Origin of the sequence: Actinomadura flavalba DSM 45200, assembly GCF_000374305.1 — a bacterium.
Classification (GTDB): Bacteria; Actinomycetota; Actinomycetes; order Streptosporangiales; family Streptosporangiaceae; genus Spirillospora; species Spirillospora flavalba.
In genome coordinates this window covers 533,166-558,196 of sequence record NZ_KB894093.1, presented here as the reverse complement: position 1 = coordinate 558,196, position 25,031 = coordinate 533,166, and the positions used below count along the sequence as shown (strand labels likewise).

General features: G+C 74.1%; 19 protein-coding genes. 8 read left to right on the top strand and 11 right to left on the bottom strand.

All coding sequences use genetic code 11. The features are described from left to right. Positions 1-10: 10 nt before the first annotated feature. Both C229_RS0102455 and C229_RS0102450 read left to right on the top strand, forming a co-directional pair. Positions 11-847: a glycosyltransferase family 2 protein gene (locus tag C229_RS0102455; RefSeq protein WP_051108907.1), complete on the top strand. Its 837-nt coding sequence runs from the start codon at positions 11-13 to the stop codon at positions 845-847. A gap of 167 nt (positions 848-1,014) precedes the next feature. After that, positions 1,015-1,275 (top strand): hypothetical protein, encoded by a 261-nt coding sequence (locus C229_RS0102450; RefSeq protein WP_018653489.1) that lies wholly within the window; start codon positions 1,015-1,017, stop codon positions 1,273-1,275. Between the two features lie 28 nt (positions 1,276-1,303). Here the strand turns inward: C229_RS0102450 and C229_RS32515 are convergent, their stop codons facing one another. Both C229_RS32515 and C229_RS0102440 read right to left on the bottom strand, forming a co-directional pair. Continuing rightward, positions 1,304-4,702 (bottom strand): hypothetical protein, encoded by a 3,399-nt coding sequence (locus C229_RS32515; protein ID WP_051108846.1) that lies wholly within the window; start codon positions 4,700-4,702, stop codon positions 1,304-1,306. Between the two features lie 28 nt (positions 4,703-4,730). Then, a complete protein-coding gene (locus C229_RS0102440; protein ID WP_018653488.1) occupies positions 4,731-5,807 on the bottom strand; it encodes an epoxide hydrolase family protein in 1,077 nt (358 codons plus the stop codon). A gap of 134 nt (positions 5,808-5,941) precedes the next feature. Here C229_RS0102440 and C229_RS29130 point away from each other — a divergent pair, with 134 nt between their 5' ends. Continuing rightward, positions 5,942-6,124: a hypothetical protein gene (locus C229_RS29130; protein ID WP_033423896.1), complete on the top strand. Its 183-nt coding sequence runs from the start codon at positions 5,942-5,944 to the stop codon at positions 6,122-6,124. Here C229_RS29130 and C229_RS0102430 read toward each other — a convergent pair. The 5 genes from C229_RS0102430 to C229_RS29125 form a co-directional block, all read right to left on the bottom strand. Then, complete coding sequence (locus tag C229_RS0102430; RefSeq protein WP_018653486.1) at positions 6,115-8,529, bottom strand: HelD family protein; 2,415 nt, start codon at positions 8,527-8,529, stop codon at positions 6,115-6,117. The two genes, C229_RS29130 and C229_RS0102430, sit on opposite strands and share 10 nt — an antisense overlap. Before the next feature lie 71 nt (positions 8,530-8,600). Continuing rightward, on the bottom strand, positions 8,601-9,092 hold the full coding sequence (locus tag C229_RS0102425) for an SRPBCC family protein (protein WP_018653485.1): 492 nt from the start codon (positions 9,090-9,092) through the stop codon (positions 8,601-8,603). 9 nt (positions 9,093-9,101) lie between these two features. Next, complete coding sequence (locus C229_RS0102420; protein ID WP_018653484.1) at positions 9,102-9,677, bottom strand: HD domain-containing protein; 576 nt, start codon at positions 9,675-9,677, stop codon at positions 9,102-9,104. A gap of 52 nt (positions 9,678-9,729) precedes the next feature. Further along, positions 9,730-10,836 (bottom strand): glycosyltransferase family 4 protein, encoded by a 1,107-nt coding sequence (locus tag C229_RS0102415; RefSeq protein WP_026313382.1) that lies wholly within the window; start codon positions 10,834-10,836, stop codon positions 9,730-9,732. A gap of 116 nt (positions 10,837-10,952) precedes the next feature. Continuing rightward, positions 10,953-12,212, bottom strand: coding sequence for a nucleotide sugar dehydrogenase (locus C229_RS29125; protein WP_018653482.1), 1,260 nt, complete (start codon positions 12,210-12,212; stop codon positions 10,953-10,955). A 215-nt stretch (positions 12,213-12,427) separates the two neighbouring features. On the opposite strand from C229_RS29125, the gene wecB reads away from it, so the two are divergent. The 4 genes from wecB to C229_RS0102390 are packed head-to-tail and all read left to right on the top strand — an operon-like array spanning position 12,428 to position 17,909. Then, positions 12,428-13,498, top strand: coding sequence for a non-hydrolyzing UDP-N-acetylglucosamine 2-epimerase (wecB, locus tag C229_RS0102405; RefSeq protein ID WP_051108906.1), 1,071 nt, complete (start codon positions 12,428-12,430; stop codon positions 13,496-13,498). Then, positions 13,488-14,216: a hypothetical protein gene (locus tag C229_RS0102400; RefSeq protein WP_018653480.1), complete on the top strand. Its 729-nt coding sequence runs from the start codon at positions 13,488-13,490 to the stop codon at positions 14,214-14,216. The genes wecB and C229_RS0102400 overlap by 11 nt, the downstream gene beginning before the upstream one ends. After that, entirely contained in the window at positions 14,183-16,339 is a 2,157-nt protein-coding gene (locus C229_RS0102395) for a glycosyltransferase (RefSeq protein WP_018653479.1), read from the top strand. Before C229_RS0102400 ends, C229_RS0102395 begins: the two co-directional genes overlap by 34 nt. Before the next feature lie 40 nt (positions 16,340-16,379). Next, complete coding sequence (locus tag C229_RS0102390; RefSeq protein WP_018653478.1) at positions 16,380-17,909, top strand: glycosyltransferase family protein; 1,530 nt, start codon at positions 16,380-16,382, stop codon at positions 17,907-17,909. 7 nt (positions 17,910-17,916) lie between these two features. Here C229_RS0102390 and C229_RS0102385 read toward each other — a convergent pair whose 3' ends face one another. The 4 genes from C229_RS0102385 to C229_RS0102365 form a co-directional block, all read right to left on the bottom strand. After that, positions 17,917-18,921 carry a CDP-alcohol phosphatidyltransferase family protein gene (locus tag C229_RS0102385; protein ID WP_018653477.1) on the bottom strand — a complete coding sequence of 335 codons (1,005 nt, stop codon included), beginning with the start codon at positions 18,919-18,921 and terminating at the stop codon, positions 17,917-17,919. A gap of 215 nt (positions 18,922-19,136) precedes the next feature. Next, positions 19,137-20,300 (bottom strand): acyltransferase family protein, encoded by a 1,164-nt coding sequence (locus C229_RS0102375; RefSeq protein ID WP_018653475.1) that lies wholly within the window; start codon positions 20,298-20,300, stop codon positions 19,137-19,139. An 82-nt stretch (positions 20,301-20,382) separates the two neighbouring features. Further along, complete coding sequence (locus C229_RS0102370) at positions 20,383-21,810, bottom strand: LCP family protein (RefSeq protein WP_018653474.1); 1,428 nt, start codon at positions 21,808-21,810, stop codon at positions 20,383-20,385. Between the two features lie 53 nt (positions 21,811-21,863). Continuing rightward, entirely contained in the window at positions 21,864-22,727 is an 864-nt protein-coding gene (locus C229_RS0102365) for a TIGR03089 family protein (protein WP_018653473.1), read from the bottom strand. Positions 22,728-22,972: 245 nt separating this feature from the next. Here C229_RS0102365 and C229_RS0102360 point away from each other — a divergent pair, with 245 nt between their 5' ends. Further along, positions 22,973-24,997 carry a hypothetical protein gene (locus tag C229_RS0102360; RefSeq protein WP_018653472.1) on the top strand — a complete coding sequence of 675 codons (2,025 nt, stop codon included), beginning with the start codon at positions 22,973-22,975 and terminating at the stop codon, positions 24,995-24,997. The last annotated feature ends 34 nt before the right edge of the window (positions 24,998-25,031 follow it).

Below are 25,031 nucleotides of genomic sequence, written 5' to 3'. Positions count from 1 at the left end.
CGTCCTCACCATGGGCAACCGGCCCGTGGAGCTGGAGCGGGCGGTGCGCAGCGCGCTCGAACAGGAGCACGTGGACGTCGAGGTCGTGCTCGTCGGCAACGGGATCGACCCGTCGGCCGGGATCGACGACGAGCGGATCAAGGTGCTCGCGCTGCCGAAGAACCTCGGCATCCCGGGCGGGCGGAACGAGGGCGTCGCGGTGTCGTCCGGCGACGTGCTGCTGTTCCTGGACGACGACGGCTGGTACCGCTCGAACCGGCTGGGCGTGCACCTGCGCGACCGGTTCTCGGCCGACCCGAGGCTCGGCGTCGTGTCGTTCCGCGTCCGCGACCCCGAGGGCGGGCGCGGCGAACGCCGGCACGTCCCCCGGCTGCGCGCGGGCGACCCGGAGCGCTCGTCGGCGGTGACCACGTTCCTCGGCGGCGCCTGCGCGATCCGCCGGGCGGCGTGGGACGCGGCGGGCGGCCTGCCCGAGGACTTCTTCTACGCCCACGAGGAGACCGACCTCGCCTGGCAGATCCTCGACGCGGGGTACACGATCGTCTACGACGCGTCGGCCGTCATGTACCACCCGGCGGTGCTGCCGACGCGGCACTCCATGTTCTACCGGTACAACGCGCGCAACCGCGTCTGGCTGGCGCGCCGCAACCTGCCGTGGCCGATCGGGCTGACGTACCTGGCGGTCTGGGTGGGGATGACGCTGCTGCGCGAGCGCAAGCCGAGCGCGTTGAAGCCGTGGTTCAAGGGCTTCGCCGAGGGCTGGCGCAAGCCCGCCGGGCCGCGCCGTCCGATCTCGTACCGCACGGCCTGGCGGATGACGCGGACGGGCCGTCCGCCGATCATCTAGGGCGATCCGTTCCCGGCGGGCGTGACCATCCGTGCTCGTTCGTCTGCACCGCGTGGAGTGATCTTCCGAAATCTTTGTTTCGGCAAGGTCGAATCCACATCTCGGAGTACTTCCGCTTTATCCGGAAATGTACTTAGGCGAGATAGGTACAGTGAAAGGTGCAGAGCATGGGGATCATCGCAACGACCGTGGTGCTGGCCGGATTGCTGTTCCTGGCCGCACTCGTCTACGTCATCGCGTTCGGCATCGAGTCGCGGCGCGGCAAGCTGCGCGGCTCCAGCGGCCCGAGCGGCGTGCTGCGGCGCCGCTCCGTCGCGCTCTACTCCACCGCCCGGACGCACCGGCCCCGCCGCCGCCGGGCCGTCGCCGTCCCGGCCGCCGCCGGAACCCCGGCGCCTCCCGTCGACGACGTCCAGCCGCTGACCTGACCCTCTGATCGCCGGGCGGCGCGGGGCGTCAGCCCAGGTCGTCCCAGCCCCACGGCTCCGACGGGGTTCCGTCGGGTTCGCGGCCGTGGGGCGGGAGCGGGGGCGGTTCGCGGGCGTCGAGGATCTCCGCCGCGACGCCGAGGGCGGCGCAGCGGTCGCGGAGGCGGCCCAGGTCTTCGTCGTTATAGAACGTCGCGTCCCGGGCGGCGCGTTCCGCCAAGCGGCGGGCGGCGGCCTGGTCGCCCGCCGCCGCGAGGACGTCGATGAGCCGTCCCGCGTTGTCGGCGTTCGCCACGTCGGCGTGGGCGGCCGGGTCGCGGGCCAGCAGGACGGCGCGCGCGTCCGGGTCGTCCGCGAGCGCGTCGATCAGCGTGGCCACGCCCGGCCCCTCCCGCAGGGAGCAGTGCTCGGCGGCGCGGGCGCCCAGCAGAGCGGCCTGGTCGTCGCGTCCGGCCGCCCGCAGGGCCCCGCGCAGGTAGGCGGCTTCGGAGGAGTGGCGCGGGTCGGTGTGCGCGGCGGGCTCGCGGTCGAGCAGGACGGCGGCGTCGTCGGCGTCGTCGGCGTCCAGCGCGCGCAGCGCGGCCGTGACGTCGGACGGGTGGTCGAGCGGCAGCTCCGCCGCGAGCCGGGCGGCCAGCGCCGCCGCCAGGTCGTCGCGCGCGGAGAGCCGCATCTGCCGCAGCAGGTCCGCGACGCCGTGCGCGTGGCCGAGCCCGACGGTGGCGGCGACGTCGCGCGCCCACAGCACCGGAAGGTGCTCGTCCACCCCCTGGGCCCGCAGGATCTGGACGATCCGCGCGACGACGCCGGACCGATCGAGCGGCACGTGCCGCGCGAGCGCGGCGGCGATCGGCGCACGCCAGGCCGCCTCGAACACCAGGCGGTGGTCGGCGCGCTCCGCCGTGCGCCGCAGGAGCACGTCGATCGCCGCGTCCGCGCCCGCGCGGCGGAACGCGTCCAGCAGCTTCTCGTGCCCGGACCCCGGCACGGTGATCTGCGCCGCCGCCCGCTCCGCGAAGACGGCCGCCGCGTCGTGCGCCGCCGCGTCCCGCAGGGCGTCCAGCAGCGCGGCGGCGCCCTTGACGTCCGCGACGACGACCTGCCGTTCCGGGCGCCGGGCGAGCAGCCGCGCGAGGGCGCCCGGATGCTCGGCGCGCAGCACGCCGATCAGTTCGGCGACCCCGGCCGCGTCCCGCAGGGCGGTCACGTCGGCGGCCCGTTCCGCGACCGCCACCCCGCGCTCGGCGCCGAGCGCGGCGACGACGCCTGCGGCGGCGGCCGGGTCACCGACCGGAAGGCGGGCGACGTGCGCGCCGAACAGGTCGTCGGCGGGGGCGGGCGTCCTACCGCCGAACAGGTCCCCGGCGGGATCGGCGCTGCCCGCATCGCGGGCGCGCATGAGGAGCAGGGCGACGTCGAGTGCGTGGGCGGCGGTGAGCGGGGCCGTGCCGAGACGGCGGAGCAGCGTCGCGGCCGCGGCCTCGGCGCCGCGTAGTTTCGTCAGTTCGTGCAGGAGGTCGGCGGCGCCGCGCAGGTCGTCCAGCCGGACGCGGGCGGCCGGGTCGCGCGCGAGGAGCGCGCCGATGGCCGGGCCGGGGTCGATGTCGTGGAGCCGGACCCGGCGGTCACTCGCGATGTCGGCCGTGACCATCGCCTCGCCGTCGTGCCAGGCGTGGACGGACAGGTGCGAACGCTTCCGGCCGAGGGCGGCGGCGAGCCGTTCGCCGGGTCCGGTGGCAGTCCAGAGCGCCTTGATCAGTTCGGTGACCGCGCCGGGGTCGTCCAGGGGGCAGTCGCGGGCGGCGCGGGCCGCGAACGCCGCGACGGCCGCCGGGTCGGACGACGGGTACCCGACGCCGACGAGGAAGGCGATGTACCGCACGTCGTCCAGGGGCGCGTGCGCGGCGACCCAGCGGGCCGGGCGGGGGTCGGCGGGCGCGACGTGGGCCGTGACGCCCAGCAGGACGTCGCCGCTGTGGGCGTCGCGGGGCAGCGCGCGGCGGGCGAGCCGCGCGGCGTGCCGGAGCAGGCCGAGCCGCGCGGCCTCGCGGGCACCGGACCGGAGCGCGTGGACGTCGCCGGAGTTCTCCAGGGCCGTCCAGAACGTGGCCGGGGGGAGCGCGTCGGCGCGGGTCCTCCGGCCGGTCTGCGCGAGGTAGTCGGCCAGGCGGAGCCCGTCGCCGGGCGCGAGCGGCGCCGTCCGGCCGTGGACGGGTTCGGCCAGCTCGGCGAAGGCGGCGTCGAACCCGTCCGGCCGCCGCCGCTCCGGCGCCGTCAGGTAGCCCGGCGCGGCGTGTTCCAGGAAGGCGCGGGACGGGGCGTCGTGGTCGATGCGGGCGGCGTCCATGGCGGCGTGCAGCAGGGCGCGGGCGCGCGGCGTCGCGTTGCGGTGGCGGGCGAGGAGGGCGGGGGCGCCCGCGAGGTACTGGGCGATCTCGCCGTCCTCGGCGCGGTCGAGGGCGGTGGCCCAGCGGGGGTCGCCGCGGGCGGCGGCGCGGAGCCGGGCGCGGTCGGCGGTGACGTCGAACGCGTCGGGGACCGGGATGTCGTAACCGGTCAGGAGCTTGCGGGCCTGCTCGTGGGCGTCGTCGTCCGGTCGGGTGAGGGCGCGCCAGTGGTCGGGCCACAGGGTGCCCAGCACCAGCACCGGGCCGCGCGCGGGGTCGGCGAGGAGGGTGCGGAGTTCGGCGGCGGCCTGCGGCGTGTGCAGGTAGTGCTGCGCCTCGTTGAGCCACAGGACGGTGCGCGGCGCGACGGCGGGAAGCCCGTCCAGCAGCGCGTCCGGACGCGTCGGCGCATACGGGTGCCAGAGCCGCCACCCCCGGCCGCGCAGCGGGGCGAGGGCCTCCCAGCACGCGCGCGTCTTCCCGGTGGACGAACCGCCGACGAGCACGGCGAGGCGGCTCGTCCCGTCCCGGGCGGCGGCGACGATCCGCGCGAGGTCGGCGTCGTGGTCGCGGGGGACGTACCGGGGGAGCGCGTCGGCGCCGTCGAGGGGCGTGGCGGCGTGCACCTCCAGGTGCTCGACGGGGTCGCGGTAGTCGTCCAGCGGACGGCCCGGAGCGTCGGGGGCGAGCGCGGCCGTGGCGCGGGCGGCCTCGGCGGCGGTGGTGGCGGCGGCGATCCGGCCGTGCAGGACGGCGTCGTGGACCTGCGTCCAGCGGGCGGCGTCCAGGGCGGGCGCGACGCGCGGATCGTCGGCCAGCCCCGCCGCGCGCGCCTCGGCGGCGACCGCCGCGACGATCCTGAGCAGCCCGTCCGCCCGCTGCGGCACGACCGTCCCGCGCAGCCAGTTGCTCACCGTCGTCGGCGCCACCCCGGCGGCCCGCCCGAGCCGCCGCAACGACGGCCGTCCGTTCAGCATCGTCCGGTACACGTGCTCCAGCCGCTCCCGCTGAAGCCCATAAGCCTCCCGCGCGGTGTCCACCGCCCCATCATGGACCCCCGCGCCCGGTTCACTCCTCCGGCTCCAGGAAGAAGGCGCGGACGTCGGCGGACAGGAGGTCCGGGACCTCCAGGGCGGCGAAGTGGCCGCCGCGCGGGAACTCGGACCAGTGGCGGACGTCGTAGAGGCGTTCGGCCAGGGGGCGGACGGACTGGGTGATGTCGTGCGGGAGGACGGCGACGCCGACGGGCACCGGGCAGGGCTGGCCGCCCCGGGGGGCGTCGTGGTGGAGGCGGGCCGAGGAGGCGGCGGTGGCGGTGAGCCAGTAGAGGGAGACGCCGGTGAGCAGGCGGTCGTCGGTGATCGTGGAGGCGGGGTCGGTCCAGTGCGCGAAGCGTTCGGCGATCCAGACGAGCTGGCCCACGGGGGAGTCGGTGAGGGCGTAGCCGATGGTCTGCGGGGTGAGGGCCTGGAGTGTCTGGTACGGCGGGCGGTTCGCCATCAGGTGCTTGATCTTGTCGACGCGGGCCGCGTCCGTCGCGGACAGCTCGACGGCCGGGTCCGGGCGGGTCGGCAGGTAGTTGACGTGGACGCCGACGACGCGATCGGGGGCCGCCGCGCCGAGCGCGAGGGAGATGCCCGAGCCGAAGTCGCCGCCCTGCGCGCCGTAGCGGTCGTAGCCGAGGCGGTCCATCAGCTCGGCCCAGGCGCGCGCGATGCGGGGGACGTCCCAGCCGCGTTCGTGCGTCGGCCCGGAGAAACCGTAGCCGGGGATCGACGGGACGACCACGTGGAAGTCGCGCGACAGCGGCTCGATGACGTCGAGGAACTCCAGGAACGAGCCGGGCCAGCCGTGGGTGAGGATCAGCGCGAGCGCGTCCGGGTTCGCGGACCGGACGTGGACGAAGTGGATGTTCTGCCCGTCGATCTCGGTGGTGAAGTGCGGCAGCTCGTTCAGCTCGGCCTCGTGCGCGCGCCAGTCGTAGCCGGTGCGCCAGTACTCGGCCAGCTCCCTGAGCCGCGCCAGTGGGAACCCGTAGTCCCATCCGGCGTCGGTGACCTCGTTGGGCCAGCGGGTGCGGGCCAGGCGGTCGGTGAGGTCGTCGAGGTCGGCTCGCGGGACGGCGATGCGGAAGGGCTTGATCATGGTCGCGCTCCGGGGAATATTCGTTGGTGGAGCAAACGATACATGAAATCGTTGGTCGCGCCAACGATTAGGGACCGTCCAATTTGGGCGGCGAAGGTCGTTGGACGGGGCCTTGGACGGCGAACGTCGGGGGCATGACGACGACACAGGTGCTCAGCCTCCTGCTCGCCCTGTCCACCGCGCTCAACGTCGCCGGTGGAGCGGCGGCGGTGGCGCGGTGGAGCGGGCAGAGCGTGCCGAACGCGATCCTCACCGGCGGTGCGGCGGCCGGGGCCGTCGTGACGCTGTTCCTGGCCGCCGTCGGGGTCTACGGCTGACCGGACAGGGTCCGCCGCCACCCCTCGTCCGTGGTGAGGACGTGCAGGTGCTGCGTCGCCCGCGACACCGCGACGTACAGAACGCGCAGGCCGCGCGGCGACTGGGCCGCGACGGTCTCCGGGGCGACGATGACGGCGGCGTCGAACTCCAGGCCCTTGGCCTCCAGGACGTCGAGGACCTGCACCCGCTCCGGGAACCCCTCGGCCAGCGCGGCGCGGGCCTCGGCCGTCCAGGACGAGCCCTCCGGAAGCGGGACGATGACGCCGATCGTGCCGTCCACGGCGTCCAGCAGCTCCTCGACGGACGCCCGCGCGGCGGTGGCCGGGTCGGGCACGACGCGGATCTCCGGCTCGATGCCCGACGTGCGGACGGCCCGCGCCGGGCGCGCCTCGGGCAGCGCCTCGGCCAGGACGCGCGCCGACACGGCCGCGATCTCGGTCGAGTTGCGGTAGTTCGTCGTCAGCTCGTACTCGTGCCGGACGCGCCGCGCCGGTTCCCTGCGGGGCTTGCGGCCCCGCCGGGCGCGCGGCGGCGGGCCGTTCAGCGCCGCGTCCATGGCGGCGCGGGCGGCGGGCAGGTCCTCCCAGGCGCTCTGCGCCGGGTCCTCCACGATCGTCCACGACGCCTGGCGGCCCCGGCGGCCGAGCATGCGCCACTGGAGCGGGGAGAGGTCCTGCGCCTCGTCCACGACGATGTGGGCGTACTCGGGGTGTTCGTCCACGACGCCGTCGTCCACGCGGCGGGACCGTTCGATGCGCTCGATGGACGTGGTCAGCTCGCGCATCTCGGTGTCGGGGTCGTCGTCGTCCTCGACCTCCTGGCCGGTGAGGATGTTGACGCCGTCCACCACGTACGGGTCGTCGTCGGCGGGGCCGCGACGGCGGGCGGCGCGGGGGGCGGGGCCGAGCAGCGCGTCCAGTTCGTCCAGGAGGGCGACGTCCTGGTAGGACGCGCGGGCGGGCAGGTCGGCCCAGGACGCGGCCAGCTCGTCCACCGGGTCGGTGCGGCGGGCCGCGCGGCGCAGCCGGGCCGGGTCCGACAGGGCCGCCAGCACGTCGACCGGGCGGCGGATCGGCCACCACGCGACGAGGAAGTCGGTGAACGCGCGCTGTTCGCGGACCCGGGCGTCGAAGTCGGCGCGCGTGCCCGCGCCGGGGCCGTTCACGGGGGCGGGGCCGTCGATCTCACCGAGCCCCTCGGCGGCGAGCATCGCGCCCCACAGCGCGGAGCCGTCCTCCTCGGCGGCCTCGCGGGCGGCCTGCCGTCCGCCGGACTGGGAGAACACCGACCACAGGGCGTCCAGCAGCGCGTCCGCGACGCGGCCCCGGGCGTTGTTCACCGAGCCGCGGTTGCGGCGGTGCAGGTCGGCGCGGAGCCGTTCCACCCGGGCGCGGTCGAGGCGCACGACGATGCCCCGGTACACGACGCGCAGCTCGTCCGGCGCGCCCGGCGGATGGTCCGCGACGGCCCGGCGCAGGAGCTGGATCATGTCCTCCGCGCCCTTGACGGCGGCGAGCGCGGGCGTGTCGTGGACGGTCGCGGTGACGCCGGGGACGAGATCACCGAGCGACCGCAGCGCCGCCGACCCCTCCCCGAGCGACGGCAGCACGCGCTCGATGTAGGCGGTGAACCGCCGGTTCGGCCCGACGACGAGCACGCCCCGCGTCCCGAACCGGCGGCGGTGCCGGAACAGCAGGTACGCGACGCGGTGCAGCGCGACGGCCGTCTTGCCGGTGCCGGGGGCGCCGCGCACCAGGACGGTGCCGTCGGCGGGCGCGCGGATGACCTCGTCCTGCTCGCGCTGGATGGTGGCGACGATGTCGCGCATCGCGCCCTCGCGGGTGCGGGCGAGCGAGGCGATGAACGCGCCGTCGCCGACGATGGTGAGCCCGTCGGCGGCGTCGGGGTCGAGGAGGTCGTCCTCCAGGTCGATGACGGCGTGCCCGCGCGAGTGCAGGACGCGGCGCCGGATGACGCCGCGCGGGTCCTCGGGGGTGGCGCGGTAGAAGTCCTCGGCGGCGGGGGCCCGCCAGTCGATGACGAGCGAGTCGTGCTCGCTGGTCCGGACGCCGACGCGCCCGACGTACCGGACCTCGCGCCCGTTCTCGATGCGTCCCGGCGCGCCCTGCTCGCCGGGGACCGGCGCGGTGTCGCGCGGCACCAGGTCGAGCCGCCCGAACACCAGGCCGTCGTCAGCGACGTCCAGGGCCTGCGCCCGCAGCGCCGCCTGGTGCACCATCGCGTCCCGGTCGACCAGCGACGCCTTGGTGCCCGCGAGCGACTGCCGGAACCCCTCCTTCAGCAGCGCCTGGGCGTCCGCCCGCATCTCCTCCAGCCGCGCGTACGCCAGGTCGACATACCGCTGCTCGGCGGCGATCTCCTGCTCCTTGACCGGCGACGACATGCAGGCGGCTCCTCAACGAAAAAGGGAAGCGACCAGCTTATTCGCTGCCGGCGACGATCAGCGCGCGGCGGCTACTCGCGGCCGAGGGCGGTGCCCGCCTCGATGGTCGTCTTGATGCGGTGCAGGGTGGCGCGCATGCCCGCGCGGTTCAGGTCCGCGCGGTTCTGCGCGCGGACGCCGGTGAAGACGCGGCCGAGGACGGTGACGAGGCGGGAGCCGCGGTGGTCGCGGCGCAGGTCCTCCCAGTACTCCGCGAGCCGGACGGTGCCGTCGCCGATGTCCTCGATGCGGTAGCCCCAGACGGCGACGGGGATGCCGAAGCTCGTCACGCGGAACGCGAAGTTCCGGCCGGGGACCGCCGACGTCACCCGTCCCTCGGTGAACCACACGTACAGGCCGCGCCGGTTGAAGCCGACGAAGCGGCGGCCGTCCTTCCAGGCCAGGACGGCGAAGACCTCGGGGCTCCACTCCTTCATCCGGCGGGGGTCCGACAGCGCCGTGTAGACGGCGTCGGCGGGCGCCGCGACGACGACGCTCTCCTCGACGGTCCATTCGCGTTCCACGGGGGCTCCTTACGGCAGTGAGGCGTAGCGGGCGCTCCACTGCGCGAACCAGGGCTCGTAGAACGGATCCCCGGCCGCCAGCGGCACGATGTAGGTGACGGTCTCGGCGTGGTAGCGGCGCTGGAAGTCGGGGGGCATGACGTCCAGGGACTGCACGTTGCTGAGCCGGTCCGCGAGCTTGACCAGGATCGCGCGCGGCGGCGCGTCGCGCAGCCGCCGCAGGTAGGCGGCCTTGGCGGCGCGCTTGGCCTGCCGTCCGCCGTCGACGGGCGGTTTGGTCACCCAGTCGACGAGTTCTGCGACGTCCGCGCCGAAGTCGCGTTCGACGTCGGCCAGGGTCGCGGAGGTGTCCTCGACGACGTCGTGCAGCAGCGTCGCCGCGAGCACGCCGGTGTCGGTGACGCCCCGGCCCCGCACCTGGGCCTCCAGCGCCTCCAGCAGGTGGTGGGTGTAGGGGGCGCCGGTCGGGCGGGTCTGGTCGCCGTGCCAGCGGGCGGCGGCGTCGGCGGCGGGAGCGAGCGCGGCGCGCAGGTCGGGCGGGAGGTCGGCGTCCGCGAACGTCCGCCAGTGGTCGAACGTTTCCATGGGGCGGCTCCGGCGGTCACGGTGTCGGTCACCGCCACCGTAACGGTGCCGCTCAGTGCTCGGTGGCGGCGGGCACCCGTCCCGCCCAGCCTTCGAGCGCCGCGACGAACGCGGCGGCCTGCGCGGGCCAGTGGTAGCGGGCCCGCGCGACGGCGTGGCCGCGCTTGCCGCAGGACGTGCGGAACTCGGCGTCGTCGCGGAGCCGCCGGACGGCGGCGGCGACGGCCTCGGGGTCGCGGTAGGGGACGACGATGCCCGAACCGGCGTCGGTGACCAGCGCGGACGCGGCCGGGTTCGGCGTCGTGACGACGGGCAGCCCGCGCGCCATGTACTCGATGACCTTGGTCGGCATGGAGTGCCGGTGGTTGGGGCCGTCGTGCAGCAGCGACAGCCCGGCGGTGGCGCCCTCGGCGATGCGCAGCGCCCGGTCGTTGGGCACGAACCCGTACCAGCGCAGGATGCCCTCGCGCTGCGCGTCGCGCAGCGCGGGCCGGACGGCGGGGTCGGCGGCGCCGATCAGCTCGACGGTGACGCCCTCGGGCGCCAGCAGCCGCGCCGCCGCGATGATGTCGAACGCGCCGCGCGCCTGCGACAGGTGCCCGACGTAGACGACGCGGCGGTCGCCGGGCGGGGCGGGCGGCCCGTCGGGGACGGCGGTGGTGTTGGGCACGACGGGGTGCGCGTCGCGGAACCGCGCCTGATAGGAGTCCTCGGCGAGCAGCAGCCGGTGCCGCCGCTCGGCGCGGTCCTCGATGCGGCGGACGAGGGGCCGCAGCAGCGGCGCCAGCGGCGCGGGCAGCCAGCCCTTGGCGGCCAGCGCGGCGGCGGTGTCCTCGTGGACGTCCCACACGACGGTGCGGCGCCGCACCGAGCGCGGCAGCCGGACGAGCAGTTCGGGGTCGTGCAGCAGGACGACGTCGGCGTAGGGCGCGTGCTCCTCCAGCGCGCGGTGCGCGGCGCGGACGGCGGCGAGCCGGCGGCGGCCGGTGGCGCGCGGCACGTCCACCGGGCTGATCTCCCGCCACGGGGTCACGTTGCACGCGCGGAACGGCGCGATGTAGGTGATCTCGTGGCCCGCGTCGAGGAGGGCGCGGATCTGCCGGTGCAGAATCCGGGCGTCCTCGGGGTGGTGGACCACCGTGCACACACAAACGCGCATTCGCCGCACTCCGGATACGTCGTTCTCGACCGTCACCGGGGACTCTGCGCCCGGTGCGGAACGCCCGGGGAGCCGCGAGGTGTCCGCCCGGTGGACACGCCGGGAAACCCCCGCGCTCACAGCAGCTCCACCGTCGGACGCGGCAGGGCGCGGGTGCGGCCTCGGGTGTCGAACAGGAGGCGGGCGTGCCCGGTGAGCAGGGCGGGGTCGTAGTCGGCGTGGTCGGCCAGGACGATGGCCAGGTCGGCGTCCGCGAGCGCGGCGGCGAGATCGTCGGCGCGCGGGACGTCGGCGTCGTCCACGGTCCAGTACGGGACGTGCGGGTCGTGGTAGGTCAGCTCGGCGCCCAGGCGCCGCAGGCGGCGGGCGACGGGACGGGCCGGGGATTCGCGCTGGTCAGCGATGTCGGGCTTGTACGTCACGCCGAGCAGCAGCACGCGGGCGCCCTTCAACGCGCGGCCTTCGCGGTTCAGGAGTTGCTGGGCGCGTTCGGCCACATACCGGGGCATCCGGTCGTTGATCTCTTGGGCCAGTTCCACGAACCGGAACGGGTAGCCCAGGGAACGGACCTTGTACGACAGGTAGTTCGGGTCGATCGGAATGCAGTGCCCGCCCACCCCCGGACCCGGACGGAACGCCTGGAACCCGAACGGCTTGGTCGCCGCGCAGTCGATCGCGTCCCACAGGTCGATGCCGAGTTCGTTGCAGAAAACGGCCATCTCGTTGACCAATGCGATGTTCACATGCCGGTAGGTATTCTCCAGCAGCTTGGCCATCTCGGCCTCACGCGTGCCCTTCGCCTGCACCACCCGCTGGATGAACTTCCCGTAGAACGCCGACGCCGCCGACGCGCACGCCGGGGTCAGACCGCCGACGATCTTGGGCGTGTTCGCGACGCCGTACACGGGGTTGCCCGGGTCGATCCGCTCCGGCGAGAACGCCAGGTGGAAGTCGCGCCCCGCGACCAGCCCGCTCTCCTCCAGGATCGGCCGCACCACCTCCTCGGTCGTGCCGGGGTACGTCGTGGACTCCAGCACGACGAGCGTCCCCGGCGCCAGGTGCTCCGCCACCGCCCGCGACGCGCCGCGCACGGCCGACAGGTCCGGGCCGCCCTCGGGCGACAGCGGTGTCGGCACGCAGATCACGACCGTGCGGGCGCCGTCCAGCACGGACGCGTCCGTGCTCGGCGTGAAGCCCGCCGCGAGCATCGCGGCGACCTGCGCGGCGCTGACGTCGTCCACGTGCGAACGGCCCGCCGCCAGTCCGGCGACGACCTTCGCGTCCAGGTCCAGCCCGGCCGTGGCCAGTCCCGCCGAGCACGCCTCGCGCACCAGCGGAAGGCCGACGTAGCCGAGCCCGATGACCACCAGATCCACCCCGGTGGCTCCTTTCCGAAAGATGCTGTTGACCCCGGCAAGGAACCGGTGTCCTGTTCCGGACGTTAGATCACTCGGCGCCGGATTCAGGGCCCTGACCGGCGATTTCGGAAGCTGTTCACGCGCCCGCCACCTGCGGTTTCGCGACTTTCCCGGCTGTTCCTGGCACAAATGGCAGTGTGGAAAAGACCGCTCATCAGACCGGACCGGCCGTGCTGCACGTGCTCGGCGCGCGGCCGAACTTCGTCAAGGCCGCGCCCGTCGTGCGGGCCCTCCAGGCACGGGGGGCCGCGCAGACGGTCGTGCACACCGGCCAGCACTACGACGAGCGCATGTCGGCGGTGTTCTTCGACGAGCTCGGCCTGCCCGAGCCCGACGTCAACCTCGGCGTCGGCTCCGGCGGCCACGCCGCGCAGACGGCGGCGCTCCTCGTCGGCCTGGAACGCGAGTTCCTGGACCGCGCGCCCGCGCTCGTCGTCGTGTACGGCGACGTGAACTCCACGGTCGCCGCCGCGCTGGCCGCCGCCAAGATCGGCGTGCCCGTCGCGCACGTCGAGGCGGGGCTGCGCAGCTTCGACATGTCGATGCCCGAGGAGGTGAACCGGCGCCTCACCGACCAGCTCGCGGACCTGTGCCTGGTCACGAGCCCCGAGGCGGTCGGGCACCTGGCGAACGAGGGCGTGCCCGTCGAGCGCGTCCACCTCGTCGGCAACCCGATGATCGACACGCTGCTCGGCAACCTGGCCCGGTTCGACGTGGGCCGCGCCCGCGCCGCGCACGCGCTGCCGGACCGGTACGTCCTGGCGACGCTGCACCGGCCCGCCAACGTCGACGACCCCGCCACCGCCGCGACGCTCGTCGGCCACCTGCACGGCGTCGCCGACCTCGCCGACGTCGTCATCCCGGTGCACCCGCGCGGCCGGGCCGCGCTGCTCGCCGCCGGGCTGGACGACCACCCGGGCGTGCACGTCCGCGAACCGCTCGGCTACCTGGACTTCCTCGCCGCCGTGCGCGGCGCCGCCGCCGTCGTCACCGACTCCGGCGGCCTCCAGGAGGAGACGACGGTGCTCGGCGTGCCGTGCCTGACCGTGCGGCCCAACACCGAACGGCCGATCACGATCACGCACGGCACGAACCGGCTCGTCACCCCGGCCGACCTCGTCCCGGAGACCCGCAAGGCGCTCGCGGAGCCGCCGCCGCCCGCGTCCCGCCGCCCGCCGCTGTGGGACGGCCACGCCGGACCCCGCGGCGCCGACGTGATCATGGAGTTCCTGAATGGGCGCTGAACGCGACGACAGCTCGGTCGAGGCCGCCCGCGCCCAGCACCAGGCCGCCCGGCTCCGCGCCGCGCTGCGCGACCGCGAGAAGCGCCTGGAGGAGGCCGAACGCCGCCTGGTCGCGCTGGAGGCCAGCACCACCTACCGCTTCGGCCGCCTGGTCGCCTCGGCCGCCCGCCGCCCCGGACGGCGCGGCGCCCGGCTGCCGCGCGAGCTGTACCGGCTGTGGAAGGACCGGCACGCGCCCGCGTCCGCGCCGGACGGCAACGGCCGCACGGCCCGGTTCGACGAGCCCGAACGCACCGAGGACCGGCTGCTCGTCGCCGGACCCGGCCCCGGGCCGATCGTCGCGGGCGTCCTGTCCCGCGACACCGCCGCCCGGCTCGCCGGGCACGCACGTCTCGTCCCGGTCTATCCCCACGACGCGCGGACCGTCCTCTCGCACGCCGACCTGGACGTCCTGCTCGTGGACGCCCGCGCCGGCGACCCCGGCGGCCCCTGGGCCTACCTCGGCGTCCCCGGCCAGTTCGACCGGGACCGCGCCCTGCACGAACTGCGCCGCGCCGCCCGCGCGCGCGGCCTGCCCGTCGTGCTGTGGGGGGAGAACCCGCCGCCGTCCCTGGCCGCGCTGGACTGGGACGCCATCCTGACCGGCCCCGAGGGGCTCGCTGACTACGATCCGGAGGAGACCCGTTGCGCGCCCTCGTCTACGGCGACGTCGATCTGAACCTCATCGACGGTTCCGCCGTCTGGGCCCAGGGCATGGTGCAGGCGCTCGCCCGCGCCGGCTGCGCGGTCACGTTCGTCCTGAAGGCCCCGATCCGCACCGGACGGCTCGTCGACCCGCTGCGCGACCTGCCCGGCGTCACCGTGCACAGCCCGCACGCGACCGGCCGCATCGCCGCGCAGGTCCCGCTGCCGCCCCGGTGGGCCGCGACGGTCCTGTCCGAGCTGGACGAGGCCGAGCCGTTCGACCTCGTCGTCGTGCGGGGCCGCCGCCTGGCCGCCAAGCTCGCCGCCGGGCGCCTGGCCGGACGGCTCTGGACGTACCTCACCGACATCCCGCAGGCCGCCGGGGACATGACGCACCGCGACGCCGCCGAACTCGGACGCGTCGCGGACGCGTCCCGGCTGCTGCTCTGCCAGACCGAGGAACTGCGCGGCTTCCTGGAGGCGGCCGTCCCGGCGGCGTCCGGCAAGGCCGTGCTGTTCCCGCCCGTCGTCGCCGTCCCGGACGGAATCGAGCCCGCGCCGCGCGACGGTGGACCGCTCCGGCTCGTCTACACCGGCAAGTTCGCGCCGCGCTGGAACACCCTGGAGATGACGCGGCTCCCCGCGCGGCTCGCCGCGCGCGGCGTCGACGCCGAACTCCACATGGTCGGCGACAAGATCCACGACGATCCGGACGACGCGTCCTACGCGGGCCGGATGGGCGCCGCGCTGTCGGCGTCCGGCGTCGTCGCGCACGGCGGCCGGTCCCGCGCCGAGGCGATGGCGATCACGGCGGGCTGCGACGTCGGCGTCTCCTGGCGGCACCCGTCGCTGGACGCCAGCCTGGAACTGTCCACCAAACTGCTGGAGTGCGGGCTGCTCGGCGTGCCCGTCGTCCTCAACCGCACCCCGATGCACGAGCGGCTGTTCGGCGCCGACTACCCGCTGTTCGCCGCCACCGAGGACGACGTCGTGGACGTCCTGGCCGCGCTCGACCCGCCCCGGCTGGCCCGCGCCGCCGAACGCTGCCGCGCCGCCGCCGAGGGCTACACCCTCGACGCCGCCGCCGGGCGGCTGCGCCGCTACCTCGCGCAGGTCTTCCCCGCGCCCTCGCTCGGCCGCAAGATCAGGGTCGGCGTCGCGGGCCACGACCTGAAGTTCTTCACCCGCCTGCTCGACTACCTGAAGTCCCACCCCGACGTCGAGGTCCGCGTCGACCACTGGTCCGCGCTCAAGGCGCACGACCCCGCCAAGGGCGAGGCGCTGCTGGACTGGGCCGACGTGATCATCTGCGAGTGGTGCGGCCCCAACGCCCTCTGGTACGCCGAACGCAAGCGCCCCGGGCAGCGGCTCGTCGTCCGGCTGCACCGGTTCGAGCTGTACGCCGACTGGCCCAAGCGGCTCGACATCGACGCCGTCGACCAGGTCGTCTGCGTCAGCCCGCACTACCGCGACCTCACGCTGGAGAGGACCGGCTGGCCCGCCGAGAAGGTCACGGTCATCCCGAACTGGGTGGACGACGACCAGCTCGACCGCCCCAAGCTCGCCGGGGCCGAGCACCACCTCGGCATGATCGGCATCGCGCCGTCCCGCAAGCGCCTCGACCTCGCGCTGGACGTCGTCGCCGAACTCCGCCGCGACGACCCGCGCTTCACGCTGTTCGTCAAGTCCAAGCTGCCGTGGGACTACTGGTGGATCTGGCAGAAGGCCGACGAACGCGCCCACTACGAGAAGGCGTTCCGCCGCATCCGCCGCGACCCGCTGCTGTCCGGCGGCGTCGTCTTCGACCCCTACGGACGCGACGTCGCCGCCTGGCTGCGCCGCATCGGCTGGGTGCTGTCCACCAGCGACGACGAGAGCTTCCACCTCGCCCCCGCCGAGGGCATGGCGTCCGGCGCCGTCCCCGCCCTGCTCGACTGGCCCGGCGCCGACACGATCTACGACCGGCGCTGGATTCACGCGGGCCCCAAGGCGATGGCCGCCGAGATCGCCGCGTCGGTGAGCACCGGCCGGTGGGAGCACGACCGCCTCGACGCCCGCGACCAGGTGCGCGGCGCCTACGGCCTGGACGAGGTGTGCCACCGCTACCTCGACCTCGTCGCCGGCGCCCGGACCGTCGTCGCGCCGGGCATCGGGTAAAGCGGCCTTGGCCTGGCCTCCCGATCGGTAAAGTCGTGCCGTGCGGCTCCGTCTTCGGCGCCCGGTCTCCTGGAGCGCGGCGCCGCGTGGCGTCCTCCTGCGGCACGGGCCCTTCCTCCTCCTGCTCGTCCTCGCCGGGTCCGTTCGCGCGCTCGCCCTCGCCGGTTACCCCGGGCCGCTGTGGTTCGGGGACTCGCCCGGCTACCTGCGGTCCGGGATCGACCTGTCGCCGGGGGAGCTGCGGCCGAGCGGCTACCCGTTCCTGATCTGGCTGCTGCGGCCGTTCGAGAGCTTCACCGTGCTCGTCGCCGTCCAGCACCTCATGGGCCTGGCGACCGGCGCGCTCGTCTACGCGCTGGTGTACCGGGCGGGCCGCGCGGCGTGGCCGGGACGCGCGTGGGCGCCGGGGCTCGTCGCGACCGCGCTCACCATGCCGGTGCTGCTGCCGACGTTGCAGATCTCGCTGGAGCACATGCTCATGGCCGAGGCGCTGTTCACGTTCGTGCTGCTGGCCGCGTTCGCCGTCGTGCTGTGGTCGCCGGGGCGGATGCCGTGGTGGGCGGGCGTCCTGGCCGGGTTCCTGATGGGGTACGCCGCGCTGACGCGGTCGGCGGGGCTGCCGTTCATCGCGCTGCTGCTGCTGGCGATGCTGGTGCGCCGCGCCGGATGGCGGGCCGTCACCGCCGCCGTCGCGGCGTTCGCCGTCCCGGTCGTCGGCTACATGTTCTGGTTCCAGTCGGTGTACGGCCAGTTCGCGATGGCGTCGTCGAACAACATCTGGCTGTACGGGCGCGTCGCCGGCTTCGCCGACTGCTCGATCATCAAGCCGGACCCCGAGCTGGCGGTCATGTGCCCCAAGCGGACCGACCCGCGCTACTCCGCCGCCTTCGCCGCGATGTGGACGGCCGACTCCCCGTTCCGCGCGATGGACGGCTGGGTCTACGGCGCGGACGCCGACCGCCTCGCCGGGGAGTTCACGCGGGCCGCGATCCGCGCGCAGCCGGGCGACTACGCGGCCGTGATCGTCCGCGACACCGTCCGGTCGTTCGCGTGGGAGCGCGAGCTGTACCCCAACCCGTTCACGCAGCTCCAGTACTTCTTCCAGGACGGCGAGCGGTGGCCCGACGCCCGCCGCCTCCTGGCCGAGGACTACGCGCCCGACGGCAGCGGCGAACCGCTGATCGTCGACCCCTACGCGCGCTGGATGCGGGCGTACCAGGCGCACGCCGACATGCCCGGCACGATCCTCGGCGTGCTGCTGCTCGGCGGCCTGGCGGGCGGCGCCGTCGCCCTGGCCCGTCCGGGCCCGCGCCGGGTGCGGCGCGCGGTGCTGCACTGGGTCCGGTCGCCGATGGTGCCGTGGGGGGTGAGTCTCGCGCTGCTCGTCGTCCCGGCCGCCACCGCCGACTTCGACTACCGCTACATCCCCCCGGCGACGCCGTTCGCGTGCCTGGCGCTGGGGCTCGCGCTGCTCGTCCCGCGCCGCGCCGCCGCCGGGGAGACGGCGACGCCGCCTCCCGTGGACCTGGTGAAGGCCCCCCGGGAGACGGCGTCGGAACCCGCCGGGTGAGGCGGGGTCAGCTCGGGTGCGCGACCGGCTCGACCGCCGCGGCCGGAAGCTCGGCGCGGGCCGCTTCGACGCGGCGCTCCAGCTTGGCCATCGACCGGCTGTAGTCGCGGGTGGACAGCCAGAACTTGTAGATGATGATCAGTTCGAAGGCGAGCATCCCCGCCGCCGACAGCGCCACCACCGGGATGATCGCGCCGGGGATCGCGGCGGCGGCCACCGGCGCGACGATGAACACGCCCATCTGGAACTCGATGCCGCTGATCAGGTGCGGGCGGATGCGGCCGCGCAGCAGCGCGTTGCGGACGCGCGCGTACCAGGGGAACTTGCGGGTGAACTCCTGCTGGAGGGCGACGTTGGGGTTGTCGCCGACGACCTGTTCCTCCAGGTCGGCCTCCGGGTCGTGGCCGAGCGCGTCGCCCGCGGCGTCCGGCTCGACGGCCGGGGACGAGACGTCCTCGCCGCGGTGGCGGCGGGCGGCCAGCTCCAGTTCGGCGGCCTCGGCCTGCATGGCGCGCATCTTGCCGCGCATCTGGTTGCGGACCTTGTAGATCTCCAGCGCGTCCATGTACCGGAGCATGTCGAGGAAGACGACGGCGACGGCCGTCCACACGTACGCGACGTTGTCGGTCTTGACGTACATGCCGCCCATCAGCAGGACGGCGCAGGCCAGCACGCGCACGCGGTCGAAGATGTAGTCGAGCCAGGCGCCGAAGATCGAGCCCGTGCCCTTGAGGCGGGCGATCTTGCCGTCCATGCAGTCGAGCGTGAACGACAGGTGGTACAGCAGGGCGCCCAGCAGCAGGTACGGCCATGTCGCCACGGCGAAGCACGCGCCGGCCGCGAGCCCGAGGATCAGCGCGCCGACCGTGAGCTGGTTCGGGGTGATCCGGGTGCGGTTGGCGGTGAACCGGACGAGCCGCGAGGCGAGCGGATCGACCAGCAGCACCGTCCACCACGCGTCACGCGCCTTGTACGTCCGTTGCCGGACGTCCGTGAGCGTGAAGTCAGCCATGGAATAGTCGTCCTTTCTCTGTGCCGGAGGCATCCCCGGCCGCGCGATCGGCGAATCTCAAGATTGCGCACGGTCTCCGGCGTCCAGGGCCTCTCGTGCGCGCTCGCCTGCTCCAAGGCGCCCGCCGATGCTATCGGCTGGCCGGATCGCGCCATGGTCACCGACGCCGAGTTGTAACTAAACGAACAACTCGCGCGAAACGGGAGAACGGCCGATCAGGCGTTCACCCGCTCCTTGCCCGGCGCGTGCTTCCCGGTGACCTTCTGCGCGGGCCGCCGCAACCCCGTGAACGCCCACGGCACCCTCGGCTCCAGCGCCCAGCTCATCGACCGCACGACGATCCGCGAGCACAGGAACGTCGCGACGACCAGCGCCCCCGCCGACACCGCCAGCACGCCCGGCACCGTGTGCATCCAGTCGGCGCCCCACCAGCCGGTGAACTTCAGCAGCCGCGTCACGAACCCGTGCAGCAGGTACGCGTACAGCGTCGTCGCGCCGAGCGCGGTGAACCACGTGCGGCGCTTGGGCACCAGCGTCAGGAACGCCGCGACCAGCACCACCGCGCACACCATCATCCCGAGCCGCATCCCGGTGCCGGTCAGGTTGTCGACGTTGAAGTGCGAGTGCGGGTTCTTCCAGTAGATCCAGGCGCGGGACATGCGGTCCTTGGCGAACCACGCCACCGCGAACCCGGTGATCATCACCGCGATGCCGATCACCCGCGCCGACGGCCGCTTCAGCAGCTCGAAGTGGTCGGGCCGCAGCATCAGGCCGAGCACGTAGAACGGCAGCAGGCCGAGGACGCGGTGGATGTCGAACGTGCCGCCGAGCGGGCTCATGTACGACAGCAGCGAGAACACCAGCGCCACCGCCAGCGGCCACCGGATCTGCTGCCACACCGGCGTGGACAGCCGCCACATGAACAGCGCGCACAGGAACCAGGTGAGGAAGTACGGGTCGAGCAGGCTGATCTCCAGCGCGTTGCGCCCCGCCAGCCAGTCGAACAGCGAGTACGCCACCTCGAAGATCACGTACGGGACGCCGACGTTGGTGATGAGCTTGCGGGCCTTGCCGCCGGAGAACGTCCAGTTCCGCGAGAAGTAGCCGGTGACCACGATGAACATCGGCATGTGGAACATGTAGATGAACGTGTACATGCCGTTGGCGAGCGGGACGTCCAGCAGGTTCGCCAGCGAGTGCCCCACCACGACCAGCAGGATCGCCAGGAACTTCGCGTTGTCGAAGAACGGGTCGCGTTCGCGGCGCGGCGCGGGCTGCGGGGCCGGCTCGGGCTCGGCGGGCCGCGGCGCCGCGGCCGTCTCCCCGGGCCAGGACGGGCTGGGCTGCGGGACGGCCGGTGGCCTGATGTCGTAGCTCATGGCGCGGGGAGCCTGGTCTCCTGGTGCGTTACGGCCGTCGCCGCGCCGCCCTCCCCGGTGTCACCCCGGGACGCGCCGCGGGTCATGCCTCCTTGCAGATGTCGTCGTCGGCCCGGACCTCGCCCTTCTGCTTGGGAATCCCGGCCTGGCTGTTCTTCAGCCCCGGCCAGTCCCGGCCGATGACGAGGTCGACCTTTCCGGGAACGCCGTTGGCCCGCTCGACGGGCGGCTTGGCGTCCGGGATGATGCCGTTCAGCGTCAGCGCGTGCTGGTCCGCTCCAGCACCGTACATGACCTTCGTGGCCGGTGTGGCGGACGTCGCATTGCCGCCGAGTTCCACCTGGAAGCCGCGGGCCTCCAGCTCGCGCATGACCCGTCCCGCCTGGCCGTTGATGCCGCTGCCGTTGTAGACGCGGACGCGGACCTGCGTGGCGGGGATCTTCGGCGTGGTCTTGGAGCCGGGCTTGGTCTCGGCCGGCGGCGTCTTGTCGTTGCGCACCGAGCTGAAGAACGGATCGGCGTCCTGGGTGAGCGCGACGCGGTTGGTGTCCATCGGGTCGGGACCGGACGGCGCCGTCACGAACCGGATCTTGCCGGAGCTGATGCCCTGCATGCTGCCCGCGAGCTGCACCATCACGTCGGGCGTCAGCTCGGTGTCGGTCTTGATCGACTTGGACACGGCGTTGATCAGCGGGAGCATCTTGGACGGGTTGCTCAGCGTCCCCTTGCTCAGCGTCTTGTTGGCGAGCGCGCCGATGAACCGCTGCTGCCGCTTGATGCGGTCGGTGTCGGAGCCGTCGCCGAGGCCGTAGCGCAGCCGGACGTAGCCGAGCGCCTTCTCGCCCTTGAGCACCTGCTTGCCGGCCGGGAGCCGCAGCTTGGCCTTGGAGTCGTTGACGGGCTTGGGCAGGCAGACGGGCACGCCGCCGATGGCGCTGGTGATCTGCTTGACGCCGGTGAAGTTGATCTCGACGAAGTGGTCGATCTTGATCTGGCTGATCGACTCGATCGTGCGGATGACGCAGGACGCGCCGCCCGTGGTGAACGTGGAGTTGATCTGGCCGCGGGACTGCGGCGCGGACCGTCCGCCGTCACGGGTGCGGCAGGACGGCAGCGGGACCATCAGGTCGCGCGGGAACGTGATGCCGAGCGCCGAGCCGCCGCCGGGCGACAGGTGCAGCAGGATCATCGTGTCCGAGCGCGGCAGCTCGTTCTGCATCCGCCGCCCGTACTTGGCGTTGGAGCCCTCGCGCGTGTCCGATCCGATGATCAGGATGTTCATCGCGCTGTTGAGCTTCTTCGGGCGGTTCGGGCCGATGGCCGCGTTGACGTCCTCCTTGGCCATGTTGCTCAGGGCGTTGCGGTAGACGCCGTAGGACGTCAGCGCACCGGCGACCATCACGGCCGACACGCCGACGGACACCCAGCCGAGGACGCGCCAGCCACGTCGACGCGCCGGTTGTTCGTCGGCGTCGTCGACGTACTCCATGTACATCGGGTCGTTGTTCATCGGCTCCGAGAGGGACAGGCCCGCGTCCGGGGGTCGGGGAGTCTGAGCGTAGGTCAGGCGAGCCGCCGTACGGACCCGGATGCGTCATCGCGTCCGGGGAGTCCGGCGACCGCCGTCACATGCTCCAGGGCCAGGCGGCGCTCCATCTGCGTTTTGTCGAAGTTCCGTTGGATTATGACGGAAGCTCCTGAGACTAGTGGGGCCAGAAGGCCCGCAAGAACCCCGTCGAGTGTGGCGAAGGGCATGGCAACCAGCACCCGGTCAGAGGAGTCGAACCCCCATTTGTCAGCGGATTCCCCCGCCGCCCGGACCAGTCCGGCGAAGTTCAGTGTGACCTTTGTCACAGTAAGCGCGGGGTCGTCGGCGGCAACCCCGGGCGGTGGCGCGAACCGGTCCCCGTGCGAGCGGACCTCCAGCGCGTAGTCGGTGACGTCCGGCGGCGCGTCCGCCAGCGGGCCGCCGAGCGCGTGCAGCGACAGCCCCACGATCGCGTCGGCCTGCCGGGCCAGTTCCCCGCCGAGCACCACGTCCAGCACCTCCTCCGCCACCGCCAGCAGGTACGGCTCGGCGGACGGCCGCGGTTCGCCCGTGCCGTCCCCGGACCGGATCGCCGACGGGTCCACGACCTCGGTCTCGACCCCGGCCGCCCAGCACGCCATCAGCCACGCCGCCGTCTGCCAGTGCTGCGGCAGCACCAGCACCGCGCGGCGGACGCCGTCCGGGCCCGCGTCCAGCTCGTCCACCAGCAGGTTCGCGGTCTTGGCGACCCAGTTGTCGAACGTGCGCGCGGACAGCTCGACGCGCTCGCCGGTCGCGTCGTCGTAGAACGTCACCAGCGGCCGGGACGGATCGGCCGCGACCCGGGCGCGCAGCAGGTCGGCGGGCAGGCGGGACGCGTGCGTCGATGGGTCGGTCATGGCCGAAGCGTACGGGCCGCGGCCCCGCCCGCCGGTGATCTTCCGCGCTTGCGGCAGGTCACCGGCGCGAACTACGATCAGCAGCCGATCGAACGCCCGGTCGCCGGGCGACCCGTCCGACCTGCGCGGACGGCCTCGCCACCGGCGGCCGGACCCGCTCCCAGGCCGGGACGACGGGCCGGAAAAAGGGCGTCGCGGCGGCCCCGCCCCGCGCCCGAACACGACGCCAACCCCCGGGGGGAAATGTGAGCGCCGGACGGCTGCTCGCGCGGCTCACCATCGCCCCCGCGCTGCTCATCGTCGCCTGGTTCGCGGTCGCGCTGCCGCTGCTCTTCGCGGGGATGCTCCGGCCCGGACCCGCGATCATCCTGTTCGTCCCCGTCGCGGTGCTCGTCCTGTGGGTCGGCCTGCGCCGCGCCGCGCCGGACGAGGACGTGCGGCCCGTGCCGTGGTGGTCGGCGCTCGGCGTCCTCGGCGTCGCCCTGGTCTTCCTCGGCGTGCAGATCGCGATGGCGTCCGAGCAGCTCATGGTCAGGCGCGACCCGGCGTCGTACATGCAGTTCGGCATCTGGCTCGCCGACCACGGCTCGCTGCCCATCCCGCGCATGGAGTGGGCGTTCGGCGGCCCCGACCCGCACCTGCGGTTCAACAGCCCCGCCTTCTACTCCTACACCTCCGACGACGTCATCACGCCGCAGTTCATGGCCGGGCTGCCGCTGCTCATCACGCTCGGCGTCTGGATCGGCGGCGTCAAGGGCGGGCTGCTGATCGCGCCCGTCCTCGGCGCCTGCGCCGTGCTGGCGTTCGGCGGGCTCACCGCCCGGCTGATCGGCCCCCGCTGGGCACCCGCCGGGGCGCTCGCGCTCGCGCTGACACTGCCGATGATCTGGGCGTCCCGGTCCACCTACAGCGAACTTCCCGCGCTCGTGCTGCTGCTCGGCGGGCTCGCGCTGCTGCACGACGCCCGGCACGGACGCGCCGTCCCGCGCGCGTTCCTCGGCGGGCTCGCGCTCGGGCTCATCCTGCTCGTCCGCATCGACGCGCTGCGCGACCTGCTGCCCGTCATCGCCGTCGCGGGCCTGTACATCGGGCTGCGCCGCCCGTCCGGCGCGCCGCTGGCCGCCGGGCTCACCCTCGGCGCCGGAGCCGGGCTCGCCGAGGGCTTCCTGCTGTCGCGCCCCTACCTGCGCTACCTGAACGCCTCGCTCGACCCGCTGCTGCTGCTGGTCGCCGTCCTCATCGCCGCGACCGCGCTGCTCATCGCGCTGCTGCGATGGTCCCGCACCCGCGCCGGGCTGGGACGGGCCGGAGCGGCCGTCGCGCGCGGGCCGCTGCCCGCCGTCGCCGCGGCGCTGACGGTGCTCGCCGCCGCCGCGTTCGCCGCGCGCCCGCTGTTCCAGACCGTCCGGCGCGTCCCCCGCACCCCCGACGACCAGTCCAACGCCCAGTTCATCGAGCAGGTCCAGCGCTCCGAGGGCCTGCCGATCGACGGGGCGCGCCAGTACTCCGAACTGTCGCTGCACTGGGTCGTCTGGTACCTGGGCATTCCGCTCACGCTGCTCGCCGTCGTCGGCGCCGCGCTGCTCGCCCGGCGGCTGCTGCGCGGCGACGCCCCCGAATGGCTGCTGCCGTTCGCCCTCATCGCCTTCGTCACGTTCACGACCCTGCTGCGGCCCGCCATCACCCCCGACCATCCGTGGGCGTCGCGGCGGCTGCTCGGCGTCGTGATCCCCGGCGCGATCCTGCTCGGGCTGTGGGCGGCGGCGTGGGGGATGCGGCGCGTCCGGCGGGCCGGATACGGGCCGTGGACGGTCCGGGTCGTCGCCGTCGTCACCGCGCTCGTCCTGCTCGTCCCCCTCCCGCTCGCCTCCGCCGGTGTCGCCACGAAGACCACCGAGAAGGGGGAGCTGGCGGCACTGAACAGGATGTGCGCAGGGCTGGGCGGCGCGGGCCGGTCGGTCATCGTCGTCAGCGGCACCGCCGCCAACCGCTACCTCCAGGTCATCCGCGGCATGTGCGGCCTGCCCGCCGCCCGCGTCGCGGGCGGTCTCAGCTACGGCGACGTCCGCCTCCTCGCCGAGAGGGTCTGGGCGGCCGGGCGCCGTCCCGTCATCCTCGGCGAGGAGGCCCGGCAGGTCGCCCCGTACGGCACCCCGGTGCAGATCATGCGCCTGGACTCGCGCCAGGACGGCCGCACGCTGACCACCCCGCCGACGTCCACCTGGGGCCTCGGCGGCAACGTCTGGATCAGCGAGCCCGCGCGTCCCTGACCTGGCGGATCACCCGTAAGTAGAGCGGGACCGG